We start from the raw sequence: 17,935 nt of genomic DNA on the forward strand, positions 1-17,935 counted from the left end.
GTCAAACCGGCATCCGCCGCTCGATGATCCGCGCCATCAGCGAGGCACCGATCGGCAGGATGCCGTCATCGAGGACGAAGCCGGGATTGTGCAGGGGCACGTCCCCGGCATGGCCGACGCGCAGATACGATCCGGGGATGGTCTTGAGCATGTCGGCGAAATCCTCCGAGCCCGTTGCCGGATCCGGTGTGACCACGGCGTTTTCCGCGCCCACCACGTCGGCAGCGGCCGCAAGATAGGCGTCGGTGAGTTCGGGATCGTTCATCAGCACGTCGAACACGTTGCGGATATCGACGCGCACCTCGACACCGAATCCGGCTGCGATGCCCGCGCAGACCGCGCGCACGCGCTCCTCGATCATGGCAATCACGGCATCGTCGAAATAGCGGATCGTGCCGGCCAGCGTGGCGGAATCGGGCACCACGTTATAGGCCGCGCCCGCATGGAGCTGCGTGACCGAGAGCACTGCGGGGCGCAGGGGCGGCGTGTTGCGCGAGACGATGGTCTGCAATTGCTGCACGAGCTGTGTCGCGATCACGATCGGATCGCGCGACTGGTGCGGCATGGCCGCATGGCTGCCCGTCCCCTCGATGACGATGTCGAAGAAGCTCGCCCCGGCCATGGCCGCGCCGGGCTTGCCGAGAATGCGTCCCGGCGGGGTGTTGGGGTCATTGTGAAGACCATAGAGCTCGTCGCAGGGAAAGCGCTCGAACAGGCCTTCGGCGATCATCCGGCGCGCACCGCCGAGCCCCTCTTCGGCGGGCTGGAAGATCAGCACCGCCGTGCCGGCGAAGTTGCGGGTCGCGGCGAGATAGCGGGCTGTACCGAGCAGGATGGTGGTATGGCCGTCATGGCCGCAGGCATGCATCCTGCCGGGATTGCGCGAGGAGTACGGCAGGTTGGTGGTCTCGGTGATCGGCAGCGCATCCATGTCGGCGCGCAGGCCAATGCGGCGCTCGCCGGGCTGCTTGCCGTGGATGATGCCGACGATACCGGTCCCGGCAATGCCCTCATGCACCTCGTCGACACCCCAGTCGCGCAGAGTCTTTGCCACGATCCCCGCCGTGCGCGTCTCCTCGAAGCCGATCTCGGGATGCGCGTGCAGATCGCGGCGGATTTCGGTGAGTTCGTCCTGATAGCTCTCGATGAGGGCGATGGCGGGCATGGGCTGTCTCCTGAAACCGTGTCAGGCGACCATGCTACATCGGGATCTTCCGCCGTGGCAGCGCGGATTTTCCCGCGCGGGCTTGCCGTGTCGGCACGGCGTGTGAGCGGGGTGGCAGAGTGAGATCGGTGTGGTAGCTTTTATTGTAATCGAACTGCGAATCAGTGGTTGCGGATATGGCAGTATCAATTTTTCTCGTTTTTCCGAGAAGCCAAATTGAGGCCAATTATAAGTCGGAAGTTCTGTTTTTCAGAAAACACGAGCATATTATTTTTTAAAATTAAAGGCTTATTTAGCACTACGTTTCGCAATAAAGGCGATCTTTTGCTTCAACTCAACGACGAGGAATTTTAATGATTGCCCCAACTTATAGACTTTATGTTGATGAAGTTGGAACTGATGACATGGGAGATATCGAGAATAACAATAATCGTTATCTTAGTTTGACTGGTGTTGCTATGACTATCGAGGCTGCACGCGAAGATCTCGTGCCAAAATTCGATTGGATCAAGAACAACATTTTCGAACATGATCCAGACTACCCGTTAATTTTTCACAGACGAAAGATCGTACAGCGTAAGCAGGCGTTTGGTGTGTTAAACGACCCTCTCAAGGCAGATCTTTTCGATCGCGCCATGTTGAGAATCTTTCGAAAATGCGACTATGTCGTAATTACGGCAATGATTGATAAATTGGAAGCATCGAAGAAATTCCGTTGGCGCGAAAAGCATCCTTATCATTACCTCATGCAAATTATCGTTGAGAAATTTGCACGCTTTTTGGAAAGAAAAAAAGCCTTTGGGGAAATTATGCCTGAAGGCAGAAAAGGAAAAAAAGATGAAGAACTGCAAAACGCATATGCAGACGTAAGATCAAGAGGAAATTTTTATTTTCCAGCCGAGCAAATTTGTTATCGTATTCCACCTAAAAATCTGAAATTTAGATATAAAGATAACAATATTGCTGGCCTCCAATTGGCCGACCTTCTCGCGCATCCGAGCCATATGCATATTCGACACGTAAGTGGCCATTCGGTAAACTTGGGGAACTATGCTCAACAGGTCGCAATAATTCTTGTCCAAAGTAAATACGATAGATCGGCATCCGGCAATATAACAGGCTATGGCATAAAGACATTGCCATAAACAAAAACGGGGCCAGAGGCCCCGTTCGATGGATTTATGTACCATCTGCTACCGACCGCCGTAGCATCGGATTAATGAGAAAATAGGATTCTCGCGGAGATTCGTCAAGCGCAATTTGGGGATCATGACGAAGTCAAGAAAAAAACTTGCTTCAGTTGGATATCCCCACAACCAGACGCTTGGTCGCAGGACGCATCGAGGTTGCGCACCTTCGCAGATGCAATTTTGCCCGCGCGGGGTTGCCATGATGGCACGGGGTGGGAGTGGGGTGGTGCCGGCAGACTGGTCTTCGACCGCATCTTTCCAGGATAAGAAAATACCAACCGAAGCTGCAAGGCAGGGTAGCGTCCAAGGAGCTGGTGTAATTTCAGTGCCGTCAACGGTGTGATCCTGGGTGGCCATCGAGGTGTATGGTCGAGGTGGAGTTTGCTGACTTCAACCCCGGACCACATGGAGACCCCGATGACCAAGACGAACATGGACCTGTCCGAACTTCTGGCCAAGCACGATCAGGGAGACTTTCTGCGCAGCGTTGCCGAGGCCGTCCTGCAGCTGATCATGGAGGCGGATGTCGAAGGCCTGATCGGCGCTGGCAAGCACGAGCGCAGCGGCGAACGCACAACGTGGCGTAACGGGTATCGAGAGCGCGCTCTCGATACCCGTCTGGGCACGCTGAACCTGCGGGTTCCCAAGCTGCGTCAAGGCAGTTACTTCCCGGGCTTTCTCGAAGCGCGCAAGACCTCGGAACAGGCGCTGGTGGCCGTCATCCAGGAGGCGTGGATCAGTGGTGTCTCGACCCGTCGCGTCGATGAGCTGGTGCAGGCCATGGGGCTGAGCGGCATTTCGAAGAGCACGGTGTCGAAGCTGTGCAAGGACATCGACGAACGTGTCGGCGAGTTCCTGAACCGCCCGCTCACCGGCGAATGGCCCTATCTCTGGCTCGACGCCACCTATCTGAAGGTGCGCCAGGGCGGACGGATCGTACCAGTCGCCGCAATAATCGCCGTGGCCGCCAACACCGAGGGACGCCGTGAGATCATCGGCCTCGGTATCGGCCCGTCCGAGGCCGAGACATTCTGGACCGAGTTCCTTCGATCCCTGCGCGTTCGCGGCCTGGGGGGCGTCAGACTGGTCATCAGCGACGCGCATACAGGCCTCAAAGCCGCCATCGCCCGGGTCTTCGAAGCAACCTGGCAACGCTGTCGCGTCCACTGGATGCGCAACGCCCTGGCCCATGTCTCGCGTGGTCAGCATACTGTCGTCGCCGCTGCCATCCGACAGGCCTTCGATCAACCCGACCGCACCCATGCCGGCGAAACCTGGCGCAAGGTCGCAGAGCAACTGCGCCCGCGCTGGCCAAAACTGGCCGATCTCATGGATGCCAGCGAGCACGACGTGCTGGCCTACATGTCATTCCCGCGCCAGCATCGCACCAAACTGCACAGCACGAACCCAATTGAACGTCTGAACAAGGAGGTCAAGCGACGCGCCGACGTCGTCGGGATCTTCCCCAATGAAGCATCCATCATGCGTTTGATCGGCGCCGTGCTCTTCGAGCAGAATGACGAATGGCAGACATCAAGCCGCTACATGATGGTCGAGGCATTCGCACAGATCGACAAGGAGGAGATCGATCCCATCCTCAGCATAACCACAAAAGCCGCCTGATCATGACCTCAGGCCATCCAGAAAATTACACCAGCTTGACGGACGCGACCTCCGAATCGCGTTAACACCCCAAAATTAGAAGCGGCGCGTTTCTACGTCAAACAATTTAATCGCTATGCGCGTACAATCCACATTGTATCTAGTTATACGCAATGCTATATCCTCGAAACGCACAGCAGGTACAGGGGGGTAGACATGCCGAAAATCCGGAGCCCGCGATACCCGCAGATCAGCCTACCAGAGGCGATCGAAAAGGTTCGATCTGTATATGATGAGGATCATCTCAATACGGTGCCTAAGGAAGTTATGGCGGCTCACATGGGGTATGGCAGCCTCAACGGGAAGTCTTTGGGCGTTATCTCTGCCGTTTCCAAATATGGGCTCATAGAAGGTGGGTCCTCGGGAATGAAGTTAACGGATCGGGCGCTTTCTATAATAGCGGCTATTCCCGGTGATCCTGAGAGACTAGAAGCGCTGCGAAGCGCTGCTAGGGGACCGGCGCTGTTCGCTGAGTTAATGGACCAGTTTCCAAACGGTGCAAGCGACGCCGCGATAAAGTCGTTCCTTCTGCACCGAAAGAAGTTTCTACCGAGCGCGGTTGACAACGCTATACGCGCTTATCGCGGAACTGTTGACTTTGTAGAGAAGGAAGTGCTGGGGTACGACTCCATCTCTGAAGACGAGTTTGAAAAGGAGGACGGCACTCAAACTCCGATTGATACTGTGGAAAGGCAGCCTCGAAAAATTACGGCAGGAGCAGTCGCTGCTCAAACACACTCGGAGGCACCATTTGATATCGGCTTCACGAAGAATGCTATTCGCCTCGCTGGCAGCCTAAACTCACAAGAGGACGTGGAGCAGGTCGTGAGTGCCCTTAGCGCGTTAAAAGCATTTTTGCCTAAGAAACAAGATCCTCAACATTGAGTATCAATCGACATAAAGCGAGTACGCTATGCCCCGCCTTGCCCCTTTTATAAGCGCACGCGCGTATATGTGTTCCAAATGGCACCACAGGTCGTCGTTTGGAAAGATTCCCAGATGCGGGATAAATATCTTCCCTGAAAACAAAACCGGGGCCAAGGGCCCCACTCGATGGATTAATGTAACATCTGGTACCGACCACAGCAGCATCTAATAATCCATAAAATAGGAATGTCGCGCAAGCCCGTCACGACGCAAACGCCGCAGCGCCCGTGTGGATGCTGCGGCGTGCCTTGATCAGGGTCCGGCGCCGGGGATCAACCCGCCGCCATCGCCTTGGAAAGGTTCTCGTCGACCTTGTCGAGGAAGCCGGTGGTCGAGAGCCAGGGCTGGTCCGGGCCGACGAGGAGGGCGAGATCCTTGGTCATGTGACCGGATTCGACCGTGTCGATGCAGACCTTTTCCAGGGTCGCGGCGAATTTGGCGAGCGCGGCATTGTCGTCGAGCTTGGCGCGATGGGCGAGGCCACGCGACCAGGCAAAAATCGAGGCGATCGAATTCGTCGACGTCTCCTTGCCCTTCTGGTGCTCGCGGTAATGGCGCGTCACCGTGCCGTGCGCCGCTTCCGCCTCGACGGTCTTGCCGTCCGGCGTCATCAGCACCGAGGTCATCAGGCCGAGCGAGCCGAAGCCCTGGGCGACGGTGTCGGACTGGACGTCGCCGTCATAGTTCTTGCAGGCCCAGACATAGCCGCCCGACCATTTCAGCGCGGCGGCGACCATGTCGTCGATCAGGCGGTGCTCGTAGGTGATGCCGGCGGCCTTGAACTTGTCGGCGAACTCGGCCTCGTAGACCTCCTGGAACAGATCCTTGAAGCGCCCGTCATAGGCCTTGAGGATGGTGTTCTTGGTGGAGAGATAGACCGGGTACTTGCGGTTGAGGCCGTAATTCAGCGAGGCACGGGCGAAGTCGCGGATCGATTCGTCGAGATTGTACATCGACAGGGCGACGCCCGCGCCGGGGAACTTGAAGACTTCCTTCTCGATCACCGTGCCGTCGTCACCCTCGAATTTCACGGTCATGCGGCCGGGGCCGGGGACCTTGAAATCGGTGGCGCGGTACTGGTCGCCATAGGCGTGGCGGCCGACAATGATCGGCTGCGTCCAGCCCGGGACGAGGCGCGGCACGTTCTTGCAGATGATCGGCTCGCGGAAGATCACGCCGCCGAGGATGTTGCGGATCGTGCCGTTGGGCGAACGCCACATCTGCTTGAGGCCGAACTCCTCGACGCGCCCCTCATCGGGGGTGATCGTGGCGCATTTCACGCCGACGCCGTATTGCTTGATCGCGTTGGCGGCGTCCACCGTGATCTGGTCGTCGGTCGCGTCGCGGCTCTCGACGGAGAGATCGTAATATTTCAGATCGATGTCGAGATAGGGGTGGATCAGCTTCTGCTTGATGAAGTCCCAGATGATCCGGGTCATTTCGTCGCCGTCGAGCTCGACGACGGGGTTCGCGACTTTGATTTTCGCCATCTCTTCCCTCGTGAATGCGCAGTCGAAAACGGGGCGGGGGACGGCGCGCGCCCCCCGAGCGTGCCAGCCTCATAACGCGTGCAGGCGCAATGGGGAAGAGCATGCGACGCGCAAAGCGGTTTTCATCCGCGCGAGCCCGGTCTGCCCCGGCTCAGGCGTGCGCATCCGCAGCCGGCTCGCCCACCACGACGATATGCACCCGGCGCGGGCCGTGCGCGCCCAGAAGCAGGGTCTGCTCGATATCGCCGGAGCGCGACGGGCCGGTGATGTAGTTCACCGTGCGCGGCATCACGCCCTTGCCGTAGGTGGCGCGCAGGCGCTCCCACATGGTCTCGTAATCGCCTTCGATCCCGGCGGCATCGACCACGACGATGTGATTGTCGGGCAGGAGATTGAGGGTGGACGGGTTGTCGGCGCCCGAGACCATCACCAGCGTCCCGGTCTCGGCGATGCCGCCATAGGCGTGGCTGACGGCATTGGCATCCGAGCCGTCGCTGGCACCGTGCTTCAGCGAGAGACTGGTCTCGCCCCAGGGCATTCCGGCGAGGCGCGGATCGGCGCCCATGCGCAATTCCGCAGGAAGATTGTGATCGCGCAGATAGGCGGCGATGGCCTCGGGCACCTGCGACCGGTCGGCGACCCGCGCCACGCTCGCCTGCACGCTCTCGGCCTGCTCCGCAAACAGCGCGATGCGCGCTTCGCCCGAGACCTGGCCGCGTTGGGGAATCAGGCCTTTCGGCGCATGGGCGAGGCGGTCCTCGACCACGCCCAGCCGCGTGCGCTCGTCTCCGCGCACGCCGAGCGAACGGCGGATCGTAGTGAAGATCTCGTCACGCGCCGCCATCACGCCGCCTCCTTGCGCTTGCCGGCATCCTGCTCACGCCGCCAGCGTTCCTGGAAGGTCGCGCCCTGTGGTGCGGGGAAATCACGATATTGCGTCCAGCCGCCGGCAAGGGGCAGGCGCGAGAAGCGGCCCTTGCGCTGGCCCTTGATGCGCCCGAGCCAGCCGAGCGTGCCCATGGCGAGGCGCGTGGTGAAGCGGTAGAGACGCGGGCGTTTGGCGAAATAGCCCCAGAAGCTCAGGCCCGCCCGCACCGTCGCCGGCGAGAGATGGCGCTCGAATTCGCGTTCGCGCCAGTGTCGCATCATCTTCGGCAACGGAATCCGCACCGGGCAGACGCTCTCGCAGCGCCCGCAGAAGGTGGAGGCATTGGGCAGATGTCCGCCCTTGTCGACGCCGATCAGCGAGGGCGTCAGCACCGCGCCCATCGGGCCGGGATAGACCCAGCCATAAGCATGGCCGCCCACGGCGTGATAGACGGGGCAATGGTTCATGCAGGCCCCGCAGCGGATGCAGCGCAGCATCTCCTCGAAACTGGTACCGAGCATCGAGGAGCGCCCGTTATCGAGGATCACGACGTGGTAGTTCTCCGGCCCGTCCACGTCGCCGGAGCGACGCGGGCCAGTCGAGAAGGTGGTATAGACGCTGAGATCCTGACCCGTGGCGGAGCGCGCCAGAACGCGCAGCAACTGGGCGACGTCATCGAGGGTCGGGATGATCTTCTCGATCGAGGCGAGGACGATATGGGTCCTGGGCAAGGTCTGCGTCAGATCGCCATTGCCTTCATTGGTGACGATGATCGAGCTGCCGGTCTCCGCGACCAGAAAATTTGCGCCGGTGATGCCGACATCCGCCGCCAGAAAGCGCTCGCGCAGGACGGCGCGCGCCTCGGTCAGGAGCTGCACCGGCTGCGAGAGATCACGCTCCTTGTCGAGATGCTTGTGCACCCGCCGGAAATCGCTTTCGACCTGGCTGGCATTGAGATGCACCGCCGGCGCGATGATGTGGGAGGGCATCTCGTTGCGCAGCTGGATGATGTACTCGCCGAGATCGGTCTCGACCGGCTGCATCCCCGCCGCCTCGAGATAGGCGTTGATGCCGATCTCCTCGGAGATCATCGACTTGCCCTTGGTGACGGTCTTCGCGTCCTGCGCCTTGCAGATGTCGAGAATGATCTGGCGCGCTTCCGCCGCGTCGCGGGCGTAATGCACATGCCCGCCCACCTGCGTCACTTTCTCTTCGTAACGCTCGAGATAGAGATCGAGATGGGCCAGCGTATGGTCCTTGATGTCGCGCGCCGAATCGCGCATCGCCTCGAATTCGGGCAGCCGGTCGGCCGCCGCGCGGCGCTTCTCGATGAAGCCCTTCTTGACATTGCCCATGGCGCGCTGGAGCTGGGCATCGGCCAGTGCATGCCCGGCATTCGCCTTGAATTGCGGCGATGTGGGATGAACGCTCATCGCGGATTACCTCCTGCCCTCTACCCTGGTCCGCCCGGCCCTTGTTTCACGGCTGGCCCGGAAAACTCATGGAACCACGGTAGGGCGCAGGCGCAAGGCGCGCAATGGCGCATGCGCCCATATCCACGCGCGCGTTGCCGCAGCGTCGCGCCAAGCTCTCATGGCGCGACGCTCTCATGGCGATATGAGAGCGTCGCGCCACGAAGGGGCCTGCTGCAAGGGCACGGATCCTGACATGCTCCGCAACGCGCCAGCCTGCCGCGTGCGATCACCGCGCCGGGAAAGCTGCCGCATGCTGTCCATGTGACAATGGCAAGATGGCCGCGCCCGATCTCACGAGAGCATGGAGCGGCGGTGTTCGACCATGGCCTTGAGCATGCGCAGAGCCAGGCGCCGCTGGCCATCATCCAGCATGACGGCGACTTCGACCAGTTCCTGAACGTGGTTCTCTCGCAGGAGGTAGAGTGCGCGCAGCTCGCTTGGCGTCAGGGTGATGTCGGTACCCTCGCCATGCATGTCTTCGAGGTAGTCCGTTTCGATATTCTGCTTTGACATTTCTGGATTTCCCGCTCGGCAGGCCATGCTGAAGGCCCGCCATATCGTCCGGTCCGCGCGCGGGTCGAACTGCCTCGCAGTGTCTCTTGACCTGGATTCCGGGCATGTTCGCTCCGATAACTGCGCAGTGTTCCATGCTGCGCTGATCCCTCTCATGCCTGATCGGAAGGCCTCTGCCTGCACTTCCGAAGGTTGTACGGCCTCGAATCATCCATGCTATTGTCGATCATTTTATTCTGGGGCGATCGTCTCAAGATTGCATGGGAAAATCAAGTGGTCTATCGGTGCACCAAAGCAAAAATTCGCGATTCAATCGGCTCTTTGCGCATGGTTGTTACAAAACGATCACAGAAGACAGAAGATATATCTGTAATAGCTACTTTAAATTGTAAAGAATAAAAATATTAACCTTTAATTAACCTGCCGATATGTGCCGTGCACTCGCCCCCGTGGCACCTGATTCGTGTCGCCAACCCACATTCAGCCGATCGTCGCCGCCAGCCCGCGCCCGGCCTTGCTGCGATAGGACAGACTCTCGGCGATATGCAGCCGCCCGACCGATGCTGCGCCGTCGAGATCTGCCAGGGTACGTGCCACACGCATGATCCTGTGGAAGCCGCGGGCTGACAGCCGCATCGCCTCCGATGCATCACGCAGCAGCGTCAGCCCCTCGGCATCCGGGCGCGCCACTTCCTCGAGCAGACTGCCGGGGCAGGATGCATTGGTGGTGATCTCGGCGAGACCGAGCCCGGCATAACGCGCGCGCTGTGCCGACCGCGCTGCGGCAACACGCGCCGCCACCTCCTGCGAGCCTTCCTGCGCCGGTGGCAGCAGCAGATCCGCAGCTGTGACGGCGGGGACGTCGATGAGCAGATCCACACGGTCGAGCAGCGGACCGGAAATGCGCGACTGGTATTGCGCCATGCAGCGCTCGTTGGGGCCGCGCCGGCAGGCATGGCCCGGCTCCGTGGCCTGGCCGCAGCGACACGGATTCATCGCCGCGATCAGCTGGAAGCGGGCGGGATAGGTCACACGGTGATTGGCCCGTGCGATCATCACCTCGCCGGTCTCGATCGGCTGGCGCAGACTGTCGAGCACCTGCGGCTGGAATTCCGGCAATTCATCAAGAAAGAGCACGCCGTGATGGGCGAGCGAGACCTCTCCCGGTCGGGCATTCGCACCACCGCCCACGAGCGAGGGCATGGAGGCCGAATGATGCGGCGCGCGGAACGGGCGTCGGTCGCTGAGCTTGCCCTCGGCGATCAGTCCCGCCACTGACTGGATCATCGAGACTTCGAGCAGTTCACGCGGCATCAGCGGCGGCAGGATCGAGGGCAGGCGCTGCGCGAGCATCGATTTGCCGGCACCGGGCGGGCCGTTCATCAGGAGATTATGGCCGCCCGCCGCCGCGATCTCGAGCGCCCGTTTGGCGCTTTCCTGACCGCGAATATCGCGCAGATCGGGCAGGGTGCCGGCCATGGCGGCGACCGCCGGCTCGGGCCGGCCCAGCACCTGATTTCCCTTGAAATGGTTGGCCAGCTGGATGAGGTTGCGCGGGGCGACGACGTCGATATCCGGAGAGGCCCAGGCGGCTTCCGGGCCGCAAGGCGCCGGACAGATCAGACCCTGTCCGCGATCATGCGCCGCCATCGCCGCCGGCAGCACCCCGGCCACCGCGGTGAGCGAGCCGTCGAGGGCGAGTTCACCGAGCACGGTGAAGCCTTCAAGCGCATCGGAAGGGATGGCCCCGATCGCGGCCATGACGCCGAGCGCGATCGGAAGGTCGAAATGACTGCCTTCCTTGGGCATGTCGGCCGGTGCGAGATTGACGGTGATGCGCTTGCTCGGCAGAGCGAGGCCGGATGAGACCAGCGCCGAGCGCACCCGCTCGCGCGATTCGCCGACGGCCTTGTCCGGGAGGCCGACGATCGTGAAGGCGACGGTGCCGGGCGATATCTGCACCTGGACATCAACCGCGCGCGCCTCGATACCTTCAAACGCGACCGTCGCGACGCGCGTGACCATGCCCTTCGCCCTCTGCAACCTTCAGGGCGAAACTATTGTCATTGGTTGCATAAAGCAAGATATTGCATCAGAGGATATGCGTTTTTCTCAGCGCTTGCGCTCGAGCATGGGGTTGAGTTCGCGCGGGCGGCCCTGCCAGTCGCGCGCCAGCGGACGGCGGCTGAGTGCTTCCTGCTCCTGGGCCCGCGCCTTCACCGTCGCGAGCTGGTGCGAAAGATCACCCATCTGCTCGATCATGGCCTGGGCGATCACGGCGGGCGAATGCATGGTATTGCCAGACAGACCGTCGGGCACGAAGCGCCGCGATACGCCCAGAGCCTTGCGCTTGTCCACGTGCCGGGCCTCGTCGAGTGCAGTGAGATAGGCGGCGCAGCCGGCCACCATGCCGGCGAGCGAATCGATGGCGAGCTCCAGGCGTGTGATTGCCGCTTTCGTTTCCCCATCCACCTCGTTGTCCTCCGGCCTGCGCGCATGCGCCCGAAATTGAGGGGGGAGATTAGCCGGTCTTCTTGAATCTTTATTTAAGCACAGCCTTTTCTCACCCGCTCGAGCCTTCACCCACCTCTGTCCTCCCTGATCATCTGCGCACCCTTCTCGGCGATCATCATGGTCGGCGAGTTGGTATTGCCGGAGGTGATGCGCGGCATGGAAGAGGCGTCGGCGACGCGCAGGCCCGCGATCCCGCGCACCCGCAGCCGCGCATCCAGCACGGCGCCGGTCTCGTCATCCGCGCCCATCCTGGCGGTGCCGACCGGATGGAAGATCGTGGTGCCGATATCGCCGGCGACCTGCGCCAGGGCATCGTCATCGGTGATGGTGGCGCCCGGCTTGAATTCCTGCGGGCGATATTTTGCCAGGGGCTCCTGCTGCGCGATGCGCCGCGCCAGCCGGATCGCGGCGACGGCGACGCGTTTGTCTTCATCCGTGTCGAGATAGTTCGGCTGGATTGCCGGCGCCGCGCGCGGATCGGGGCTGGCGGCATGGATATGCCCCCGGCTCGACGGGCGCAGATTGCACACGCTCGCGGTGAAGGCGCCGAACGGGTGGAGCGTATCGCCGAACTTGTCGAGGGAGAGCGGCTGGAAGTGGAATTGCAGATTCGCCGTCTCGTATTCCGGGCCGCTGCGGACGAAGGCGCCGAGCTGCGAGGGAGCCATTGTCAGGGGCCCGCGCCTCAAGAGCGCATATTCCGCCGCCATGCCGATGCGCTTCCACCAGCGCGCATATTCGGTATTGAGCGTGGCCACGTTCTCGACGCGGAAGATCGGGCGCAATTGCAGGTGATCCTGCAGGTTCTCGCCGACACCCGGCAGATTGGCATGGACGGGCAGATCGAGCGCCTTCAACCGTTCAGCGGCGCCGATCCCGGAGAGCTCCAGCAGCTTGGGCGTCGCCACCGCGCCGGCGCACAAGACGATCTCACCGCGCGAGCGCGCCAGGAACCGCTGGCCATCGCGCGAGAAGATCACACCGCTGGCGCGGCCCTCCTCGATCAACACGCGCTCGACGAGTACACCCGTCTCCAGTGCGAGATTGGAGCGATCGAGCACCGGCTTGAGAAAACCGCGCGCCGCGCTCCAGCGCCGACCGTTCTTCTGGTTGACCTGGAAATAGGACACGCCGGCATTGTCGCCCCGGTTGAAATCCGGGGTGCGCGCGATCCCCGCCGCCTCGCAGGCGGCGACGATGGCGTCGAGGATTTCCCAGCGCATGCGCGGGTCATCGACCCGCCACTCACCTCCGCCGCGATGATGCTCATCGGGGCGCACGTGATCCTGGTGCTTGTGGAAGAACGGCAAAACGTCATCCCAGCCCCAGCCTGGCAGGCCGAGCTGGCGCCAGTTGTCGTAATCGGCGGCCTGGCCGCGCATGTAGATCATGGCGTTGATCGCCGAGGAACCCCCGATCACCTTGCCGCGCGGATAGGCCAGTTCGCGACCGTTCAGTCCCGGGACGGCTTCAGTGCGAAACATCCAGTCGGCGCGCGGATTGCCGATCGCGAAGAGATAGCCGACGGGGATGTGAAACCAGATCCAGTTGTCGCGCCCGCCGGCCTCGAGCACCAAAACCCTGTTCTGCGCATCGGCCGACAGCCGGTTCGCCATAACGCATCCGGCGGAACCGGCTCCCACGACGATATCGTCGAAAGTTCCGAATTCCAAGATTGCGTCTTCGCCATCGCCCGCGCCCCGTGCCATGCGCTGTCCTCCCCGAATGCGTTATCCCTTGTGCTTTTGCCGCAGGGTAGTGCGAGACGGGGCGATGACGCCACGGGAGAATGTGCAAGTCGCAGCGTGCACCGAAGCTGTGCGCCGGTGCCTCAATGCATGCGCGCGGCGCCGCCGGAGATCTCGTCGAGCAGGGCGCGGATGCCGTGCAGATGGGGGTTGAGCGCAAGCGCGGCGCGAAACGCGATCGCCGCTTCGCAGGGACGCGTGCGCCGCAGGCAGATCTGGCCGAAACCGGCAATCGCGCCGAAATGGCGCGGCTCGCGTTCCAGCGTACGGGCGATGTCGCGGCAGGCATCGCGGTCGCGCCCCTCGACATAGGCAAGCGTCGCGCGCTTGTTCCAGGCTTCGGCCCAATCGGGCCAGGCCGCGACGAGCGCATCGAAATGCCCGCGCGCCTGTGCGAGACGCCCGTCGGCGAAAGCCTCGATGCCACGCGTCATCAGCGCTTCGGCGGCCTTCGAGGGATGGCTGATCCACAGGGCCCAGACCAGGTCCTCGATCTCCTCCACCGGGCGCGTGGGATGCGTCTGGGCGAGATCCTCGAAGAGTTTGGCGAGGCGCCTGGCCGTGCGCAGGGCAGGATCACGCGCGGCGGCGTCGACCACGGGCAGGACGAGATGCGCGCGCCGGGCCGAGGCTTGCGCGATCAGTGCGAGCACGCTGTCGAAGGGATCGCAATGCGCGTCGCCGGCACGTGCGTCTCCCGATTGCCCATCCTGTCTGCCCGTCGTGACCAGTTTCATGGTACCCTTTGCAAGCGCTCCATCGTCGTGATCGCGACGACACATGATGATCATCTAGGGCAGCGACCCCGGACAGGCAGCACCCCGCGACGTTTTTTGCCGCGCTCGACAGGCTGCTGCCCTTGAGGCAGGGTGCGAACCAGCTGCAGGAGTAAGGATGCATCTGATCACACGCGCCGCCGCCATCATCGCCCGTCCGCGCGCAGAATGGCCGCGTATCGCGCAGGAAGAGCCGAATATCGCGGCGATCTATCTCGGTTACGTGATGCCGCTCGCCGCCATCCCCGCCATCGCCTCGGCTTTGGGCGCTTCGATCATCGGTATCGAACTGCCCGGCATGGGGGTGATCCGCATGGAGCCCGGGCAGGCCGTCATCTCGGGAGCGTTCCAATATGCGATGCAGCTCGCCACCATCTATGTGATGGCGCTGGTTCTGGCCTGGCTGGCTCCGCGTTTCGGTGGCAGCGGGGACCGCGCGGCGGCGTTCAAGGTGGTGGCCTATGCCTGGACGCCAGCCTGGCTCGCCGGCGTGTTCAACCTGATGCCGACCCTGTCATTCCTGACGCTTCTCGGCCTCTATGCCGTCTATCTCATCCATACCGGCCTGCAGCCGGTGATGAACGTGCCACAACGGCGCGCCCTGATGGTGACGGCGCTCCTGGTCCTGATCGGTATCACGCTGTCAGCGCTGATCGGCGCCCTGATCGGCCTGATCGGGCTGGCCCGCGTGTGAGCCCGCAGCCTTCGTCTTCTCACCCGCAAGGCCGGTAAGGATCGGGCAATCGGGACGCTCGTCGCCCGCGCAGGCCTCGGAGAGATGGCGAAGGGTCTCGACCATGTCCTGCATGCGGGCAATGCGTGCCTCGAGATCGGCGACATGCGCCTGTGCAATCTCCTTCACCTCCCGGCTCGGCCGGTCGCGGTCGCGCCACAGGGCGAGCAGGCGCCCGATCTCCTCGATCGAGAAGCCGAGATCGCGCGCGCGGCGGATGAAGGTCAGATCATGCACGTCGCGGGCGTCGAAATCGCGATAGCTGTTGTCGCGCCGCGGGGCCGGGGCGAGCAGGCCGATGCTCTCGTAGTGCCGGATCATCTTGGCGCTCACGCCTGAGCGCGTCGCTGCTTCGCCGATGCGCATCAGCGCCCTCCCGCCGGTTTCCAGCGCCGCAGCAGCAGGGCATTCGAGACCACGCTGACGCTGGAGAACGCCATGGCCGCGCCGGCGATGATCGGGTTGAGCAGGCCGAATGCCGCGAGCGGAATGCCGCCGGTATTGTAGACGAAGGCCCAGAACAGGTTCTGCTTGATCTTGGAGCGGGTGCGCCGCGACACGTCGAGGGCGTCGGCGACGGCGAGTGGATCCGAGCGCATCAGCGTGATCCCCGCCGCCTCCATGGCGACATCGGTGCCCGAGCCCATGGCGATGCCGAGATCGGCGGCCGCGAGTGCCGGCGCATCGTTGACGCCATCCCCCACCATGGCGATGGCGCCGTGGATTGCGCGCAGTTCGGTGACGATGCGCGCCTTGTCCTCCGGCGCCACCTCGGCACGGATCTCGTCGATGCCGATCTCCCGGGCGATGGCGCGGGCGGCGGCTTCGTTGTCGCCGGTGACCATGATGCTGGTGATGCCGATTTCCCGCAGCTTCGCCACGGCGGCGCGGGCGCTCTCGCGCGGCTGGTCGGCAAAGCTCATCCAGGCGACGAGCCGGGCCGTGCCGTCGATGCGCGCCATGTAGGAGATCGAACGCCCGCGCGCGGCTTCTTCCTGCGCGGCAGCCGCGAGATCGTCGAGGGTGATGCCGTGATCCGCCATCTGGCGGGCGCTTCCGATGGCGTAGCGCGCATCGCCAACGCTGCCCTCGATGCCGCGTCCGGGAACGGCCTTCACCGCCTGCGCCTGCGGCAGGGCGAGGCCCTTCTCCTTCGCAGCCGTCACCACGGCGCCGGCCAGCGGATGCTCGCTGCCCTCCTGCAGGGCGGCGGCGGCGGCGAGGAGGTCGTCGGATGCGCCTTCATCACCTCCCGCCACCAGCGTGAATCCCGCAAGCGCCGGCTTGCCGAGCGTCAGCGTGCCGGTCTTGTCGAAGGCGACGGCGCGGATCGCATGGGCGCGTTCCAGCATTTCGGCATCCTTGATCAGGATACCGTTGCTGGCTGCGGCACCGGTTCCCGCCATGATCGCGGTAGGCGTGGCGAGGCCGAGCGCGCAGGGGCAGGCGATGACGAGCACCGTCACGGCCGTGACGATGGCCTTCTCGACATCACCGTCGATGACGAGCCAGGTGACGAGCGTGATGGCAGCGATCACCACCACGACGGGGACGAAGATCGCCGCGACCTTGTCGACGAGCTTCTGGATCGGCGCCTTCGAGGCCTGCGCGCCCTCGACCAGCTTCATGATCCGCGACAGGGTGGTGTCCTGCCCGATCGCGGTGGTCTCGACGATGAGCCGGCCCGAGCCGTTGATCGAACCGCCGATCACCCGCGCGCCTTCCTCGCGATGTACGGGCAGGCTTTCGCCGGTGACCATGGATTCGTCGATCTCGCTCTCGCCCTCGCGGATCCTGCCATCGACGGGAACCCGCTCGCCGGGGCGCACCACGACGATATCGCCGGCGCGCACCTGGGCGATCGGGACGATGGCGTCCTCACCGTCGCGGCGCAGGCGGGCGGTGTCGGGGCGAAGCGCCGCGAGAGCGCGCACGGCATCCGCCGTCTTGCGCTTGGCCCGCGCCTCGAGAAACTTGCCGAGCAGGATCAGCGTGATGATCACCGCCGCCGCTTCGAAATAATATTCCGGCTCATGCCCCATGCCGGCATGCGGTGACAGCCAGTAGCCGATCAGCATGTAGAGCGAGAGGAAATAGCCGGCACTCGTGCCCATGGCGACGAGCAGCTCCATATTGCCGGTGCCGGCTTTCAGGGCCTTCCAGCCGGAGACGTAAAAGCGCGCGCCGAGCCAGAACTGGACCGGCGTCGCGAGAAGCACCTGCACCCAGCCCGGCGGCATCCAGTGATAGCCGAAGGGCATGCCGAGCATCGGCAGGACCAGCGGCGCGGAGAGCACGATGCCGATGGCGAGATGGAGCTTCTCGCGATTGTCGTCGGGATAGGCGGGGGCGCCGGCACCGGGCTCGTCCTGCGAGACGCGCTGCGCTTCATAGCCGGCATCCGAGACGGCGCGGATCGCCTCGTCGATGACAGCTTCCTCCGCCACGGTGACGCGGGCGCGTTCCGTGGCGAGATTGACCGAGGCCGAGATCATGCCCGGCGTGGCGAGAAGCGCCTTTTCCGCCCGCGCCACGCAGGAGCCGCAGGTCATGCCTTCCAGCGCGAGATCGACTTCGCGCAGCTTCACGTCGTAACCGGCGGCTTCCACCGCCTCGACGAGGTCATGCGGCGCCAGGCGGGCGGGATCATAGGCGATATCGACATGCTCGCCTGCGAGATTGACGGCGATCTCGCCGGTCCCTTCGAGCCGCTCCAGCCCCGTCTCGACCCGGCGCACGCAGGAGCCGCAGGTCATGCCCGAGACGGGCAGGCGCAGACGTGCAGTGGCCTGCGCGTCGGTGGCTTTGGTCAGCGTATCGCTGCGTGTGGCGAGATCCATGTCAGCTCCCGGCTGGCGCGTTTACGGCGCATTT

At 63.1% G+C, this 17,935-nt stretch carries 15 protein-coding genes; 4 read left to right on the forward strand and 11 right to left on the reverse strand.

Annotation, left to right across the window (positions count from 1 at the left end; all coding sequences use genetic code 11):
* Position 1: 1 nt before the first annotated feature.
* Positions 2–1,165 (reverse strand): M20 aminoacylase family protein, encoded by a 1,164-nt coding sequence (locus GA0071312_RS07290; RefSeq protein ID WP_074444414.1) that lies wholly within the window; start codon positions 1,163–1,165, stop codon positions 2–4.
* A 353-nt stretch (positions 1,166–1,518) separates the two neighbouring features.
* Here GA0071312_RS07290 and GA0071312_RS07295 point away from each other — a divergent pair, with 353 nt between their 5' ends.
* From GA0071312_RS07295 to GA0071312_RS07305, 3 genes are all read left to right on the forward strand, one after another.
* Positions 1,519–2,310, forward strand: a complete 792-nt coding sequence (locus GA0071312_RS07295; RefSeq protein WP_083204413.1) for a DUF3800 domain-containing protein — start codon at positions 1,519–1,521, stop codon at positions 2,308–2,310.
* A 462-nt stretch (positions 2,311–2,772) separates the two neighbouring features.
* On the forward strand, positions 2,773–3,978 hold the full coding sequence (locus GA0071312_RS07300) for an IS256 family transposase (protein ID WP_074444054.1): 1,206 nt from the start codon (positions 2,773–2,775) through the stop codon (positions 3,976–3,978).
* Between the two features lie 195 nt (positions 3,979–4,173).
* Positions 4,174–4,902 carry a hypothetical protein gene (locus GA0071312_RS07305; protein WP_131817737.1) on the forward strand — a complete coding sequence of 243 codons (729 nt, stop codon included), beginning with the start codon at positions 4,174–4,176 and terminating at the stop codon, positions 4,900–4,902.
* A gap of 314 nt (positions 4,903–5,216) precedes the next feature.
* Here GA0071312_RS07305 and GA0071312_RS07310 read toward each other — a convergent pair whose 3' ends face one another.
* From GA0071312_RS07310 to GA0071312_RS07345, 8 genes are all read right to left on the reverse strand, one after another.
* Positions 5,217–6,434, reverse strand: a complete 1,218-nt coding sequence (locus GA0071312_RS07310; protein WP_074444417.1) for an NADP-dependent isocitrate dehydrogenase — start codon at positions 6,432–6,434, stop codon at positions 5,217–5,219.
* A 151-nt stretch (positions 6,435–6,585) separates the two neighbouring features.
* On the reverse strand, positions 6,586–7,278 hold the full coding sequence (locus GA0071312_RS07315; protein ID WP_074444418.1) for a LutC/YkgG family protein: 693 nt from the start codon (positions 7,276–7,278) through the stop codon (positions 6,586–6,588).
* Positions 7,278–8,735: a LutB/LldF family L-lactate oxidation iron-sulfur protein gene (locus GA0071312_RS07320; protein WP_074444419.1), complete on the reverse strand. Its 1,458-nt coding sequence runs from the start codon at positions 8,733–8,735 to the stop codon at positions 7,278–7,280. Before GA0071312_RS07320 ends, GA0071312_RS07315 begins: the two co-directional genes overlap by 1 nt.
* 333 nt (positions 8,736–9,068) lie before the next feature.
* Positions 9,069–9,290, reverse strand: a complete 222-nt coding sequence (locus GA0071312_RS07325; RefSeq protein WP_074444420.1) for a hypothetical protein — start codon at positions 9,288–9,290, stop codon at positions 9,069–9,071.
* Between the two features lie 480 nt (positions 9,291–9,770).
* The gene (locus GA0071312_RS07330; RefSeq protein WP_074444421.1) at positions 9,771–11,315 is read right to left on the reverse strand and encodes a YifB family Mg chelatase-like AAA ATPase; all 1,545 of its coding nucleotides are present in this window, start codon (positions 11,313–11,315) and stop codon (positions 9,771–9,773) included.
* A gap of 87 nt (positions 11,316–11,402) precedes the next feature.
* Complete coding sequence (locus GA0071312_RS07335) at positions 11,403–11,762, reverse strand: hypothetical protein (RefSeq protein WP_074444422.1); 360 nt, start codon at positions 11,760–11,762, stop codon at positions 11,403–11,405.
* 107 nt (positions 11,763–11,869) lie between these two features.
* Positions 11,870–13,513 (reverse strand): GMC family oxidoreductase, encoded by a 1,644-nt coding sequence (locus GA0071312_RS07340; RefSeq protein ID WP_074444423.1) that lies wholly within the window; start codon positions 13,511–13,513, stop codon positions 11,870–11,872.
* A gap of 122 nt (positions 13,514–13,635) precedes the next feature.
* On the reverse strand, positions 13,636–14,289 hold the full coding sequence (locus tag GA0071312_RS07345) for a tetratricopeptide repeat protein (RefSeq protein ID WP_083204414.1): 654 nt from the start codon (positions 14,287–14,289) through the stop codon (positions 13,636–13,638).
* A 157-nt stretch (positions 14,290–14,446) separates the two neighbouring features.
* Between GA0071312_RS07345 and GA0071312_RS07350 the strand changes: the two genes are divergently transcribed.
* Positions 14,447–15,022: a Yip1 family protein gene (locus GA0071312_RS07350; protein ID WP_074444424.1), complete on the forward strand. Its 576-nt coding sequence runs from the start codon at positions 14,447–14,449 to the stop codon at positions 15,020–15,022.
* Here the strand turns inward: GA0071312_RS07350 and cueR are convergent.
* Positions 14,972–15,427 (reverse strand): Cu(I)-responsive transcriptional regulator, encoded by a 456-nt coding sequence (cueR, locus tag GA0071312_RS07355; RefSeq protein ID WP_074444425.1) that lies wholly within the window; start codon positions 15,425–15,427, stop codon positions 14,972–14,974. The two genes, GA0071312_RS07350 and cueR, sit on opposite strands and share 51 nt — an antisense overlap.
* Positions 15,427–17,901, reverse strand: coding sequence for a heavy metal translocating P-type ATPase (locus GA0071312_RS07360; RefSeq protein ID WP_074444426.1), 2,475 nt, complete (start codon positions 17,899–17,901; stop codon positions 15,427–15,429). The genes cueR and GA0071312_RS07360 overlap by 1 nt, the downstream gene beginning before the upstream one ends.
* Positions 17,902–17,935: the final 34 nt, after the last annotated feature.

Origin of the sequence: Saliniramus fredricksonii (assembly GCF_900094735.1) — a bacterium.
GTDB lineage: Bacteria > Pseudomonadota > Alphaproteobacteria > Rhizobiales > Beijerinckiaceae > Saliniramus > Saliniramus fredricksonii.

Bases quoted from the DNA above. Each gene is read 5' to 3' on its own strand.
- GA0071312_RS07290 (WP_074444414.1), bottom strand. From the start codon at position 1,165: ATGCCCGCCATCGCCCTCATCGAGAGCTATCAGGACGAACTCACCGAA.
- GA0071312_RS07295 (WP_083204413.1), top strand. From the start codon at position 1,519: ATGATTGCCCCAACTTATAGACTTTATGTTGATGAAGTTGGAACTGAT.
- GA0071312_RS07300 (WP_074444054.1), top strand. From the start codon at position 2,773: ATGACCAAGACGAACATGGACCTGTCCGAACTTCTGGCCAAGCACGAT.
- GA0071312_RS07305 (WP_131817737.1), top strand. From the start codon at position 4,174: ATGCCGAAAATCCGGAGCCCGCGATACCCGCAGATCAGCCTACCAGAG.
- GA0071312_RS07310 (WP_074444417.1), bottom strand. From the start codon at position 6,434: ATGGCGAAAATCAAAGTCGCGAACCCCGTCGTCGAGCTCGACGGCGAC.
- GA0071312_RS07315 (WP_074444418.1), bottom strand. From the start codon at position 7,278: ATGGCGGCGCGTGACGAGATCTTCACTACGATCCGCCGTTCGCTCGGC.
- GA0071312_RS07320 (WP_074444419.1), bottom strand. From the start codon at position 8,735: ATGAGCGTTCATCCCACATCGCCGCAATTCAAGGCGAATGCCGGGCAT.
- GA0071312_RS07325 (WP_074444420.1), bottom strand. From the start codon at position 9,290: ATGTCAAAGCAGAATATCGAAACGGACTACCTCGAAGACATGCATGGC.
- GA0071312_RS07330 (WP_074444421.1), bottom strand. From the start codon at position 11,315: ATGGTCACGCGCGTCGCGACGGTCGCGTTTGAAGGTATCGAGGCGCGC.
- GA0071312_RS07340 (WP_074444423.1), bottom strand. From the start codon at position 13,513: ATGGCACGGGGCGCGGGCGATGGCGAAGACGCAATCTTGGAATTCGGA.
- GA0071312_RS07345 (WP_083204414.1), bottom strand. From the start codon at position 14,289: ATGAAACTGGTCACGACGGGCAGACAGGATGGGCAATCGGGAGACGCA.
- GA0071312_RS07350 (WP_074444424.1), top strand. From the start codon at position 14,447: ATGCATCTGATCACACGCGCCGCCGCCATCATCGCCCGTCCGCGCGCA.
- cueR (WP_074444425.1), bottom strand. From the start codon at position 15,427: ATGCGCATCGGCGAAGCAGCGACGCGCTCAGGCGTGAGCGCCAAGATG.
- GA0071312_RS07360 (WP_074444426.1), bottom strand. From the start codon at position 17,901: ATGGATCTCGCCACACGCAGCGATACGCTGACCAAAGCCACCGACGCG.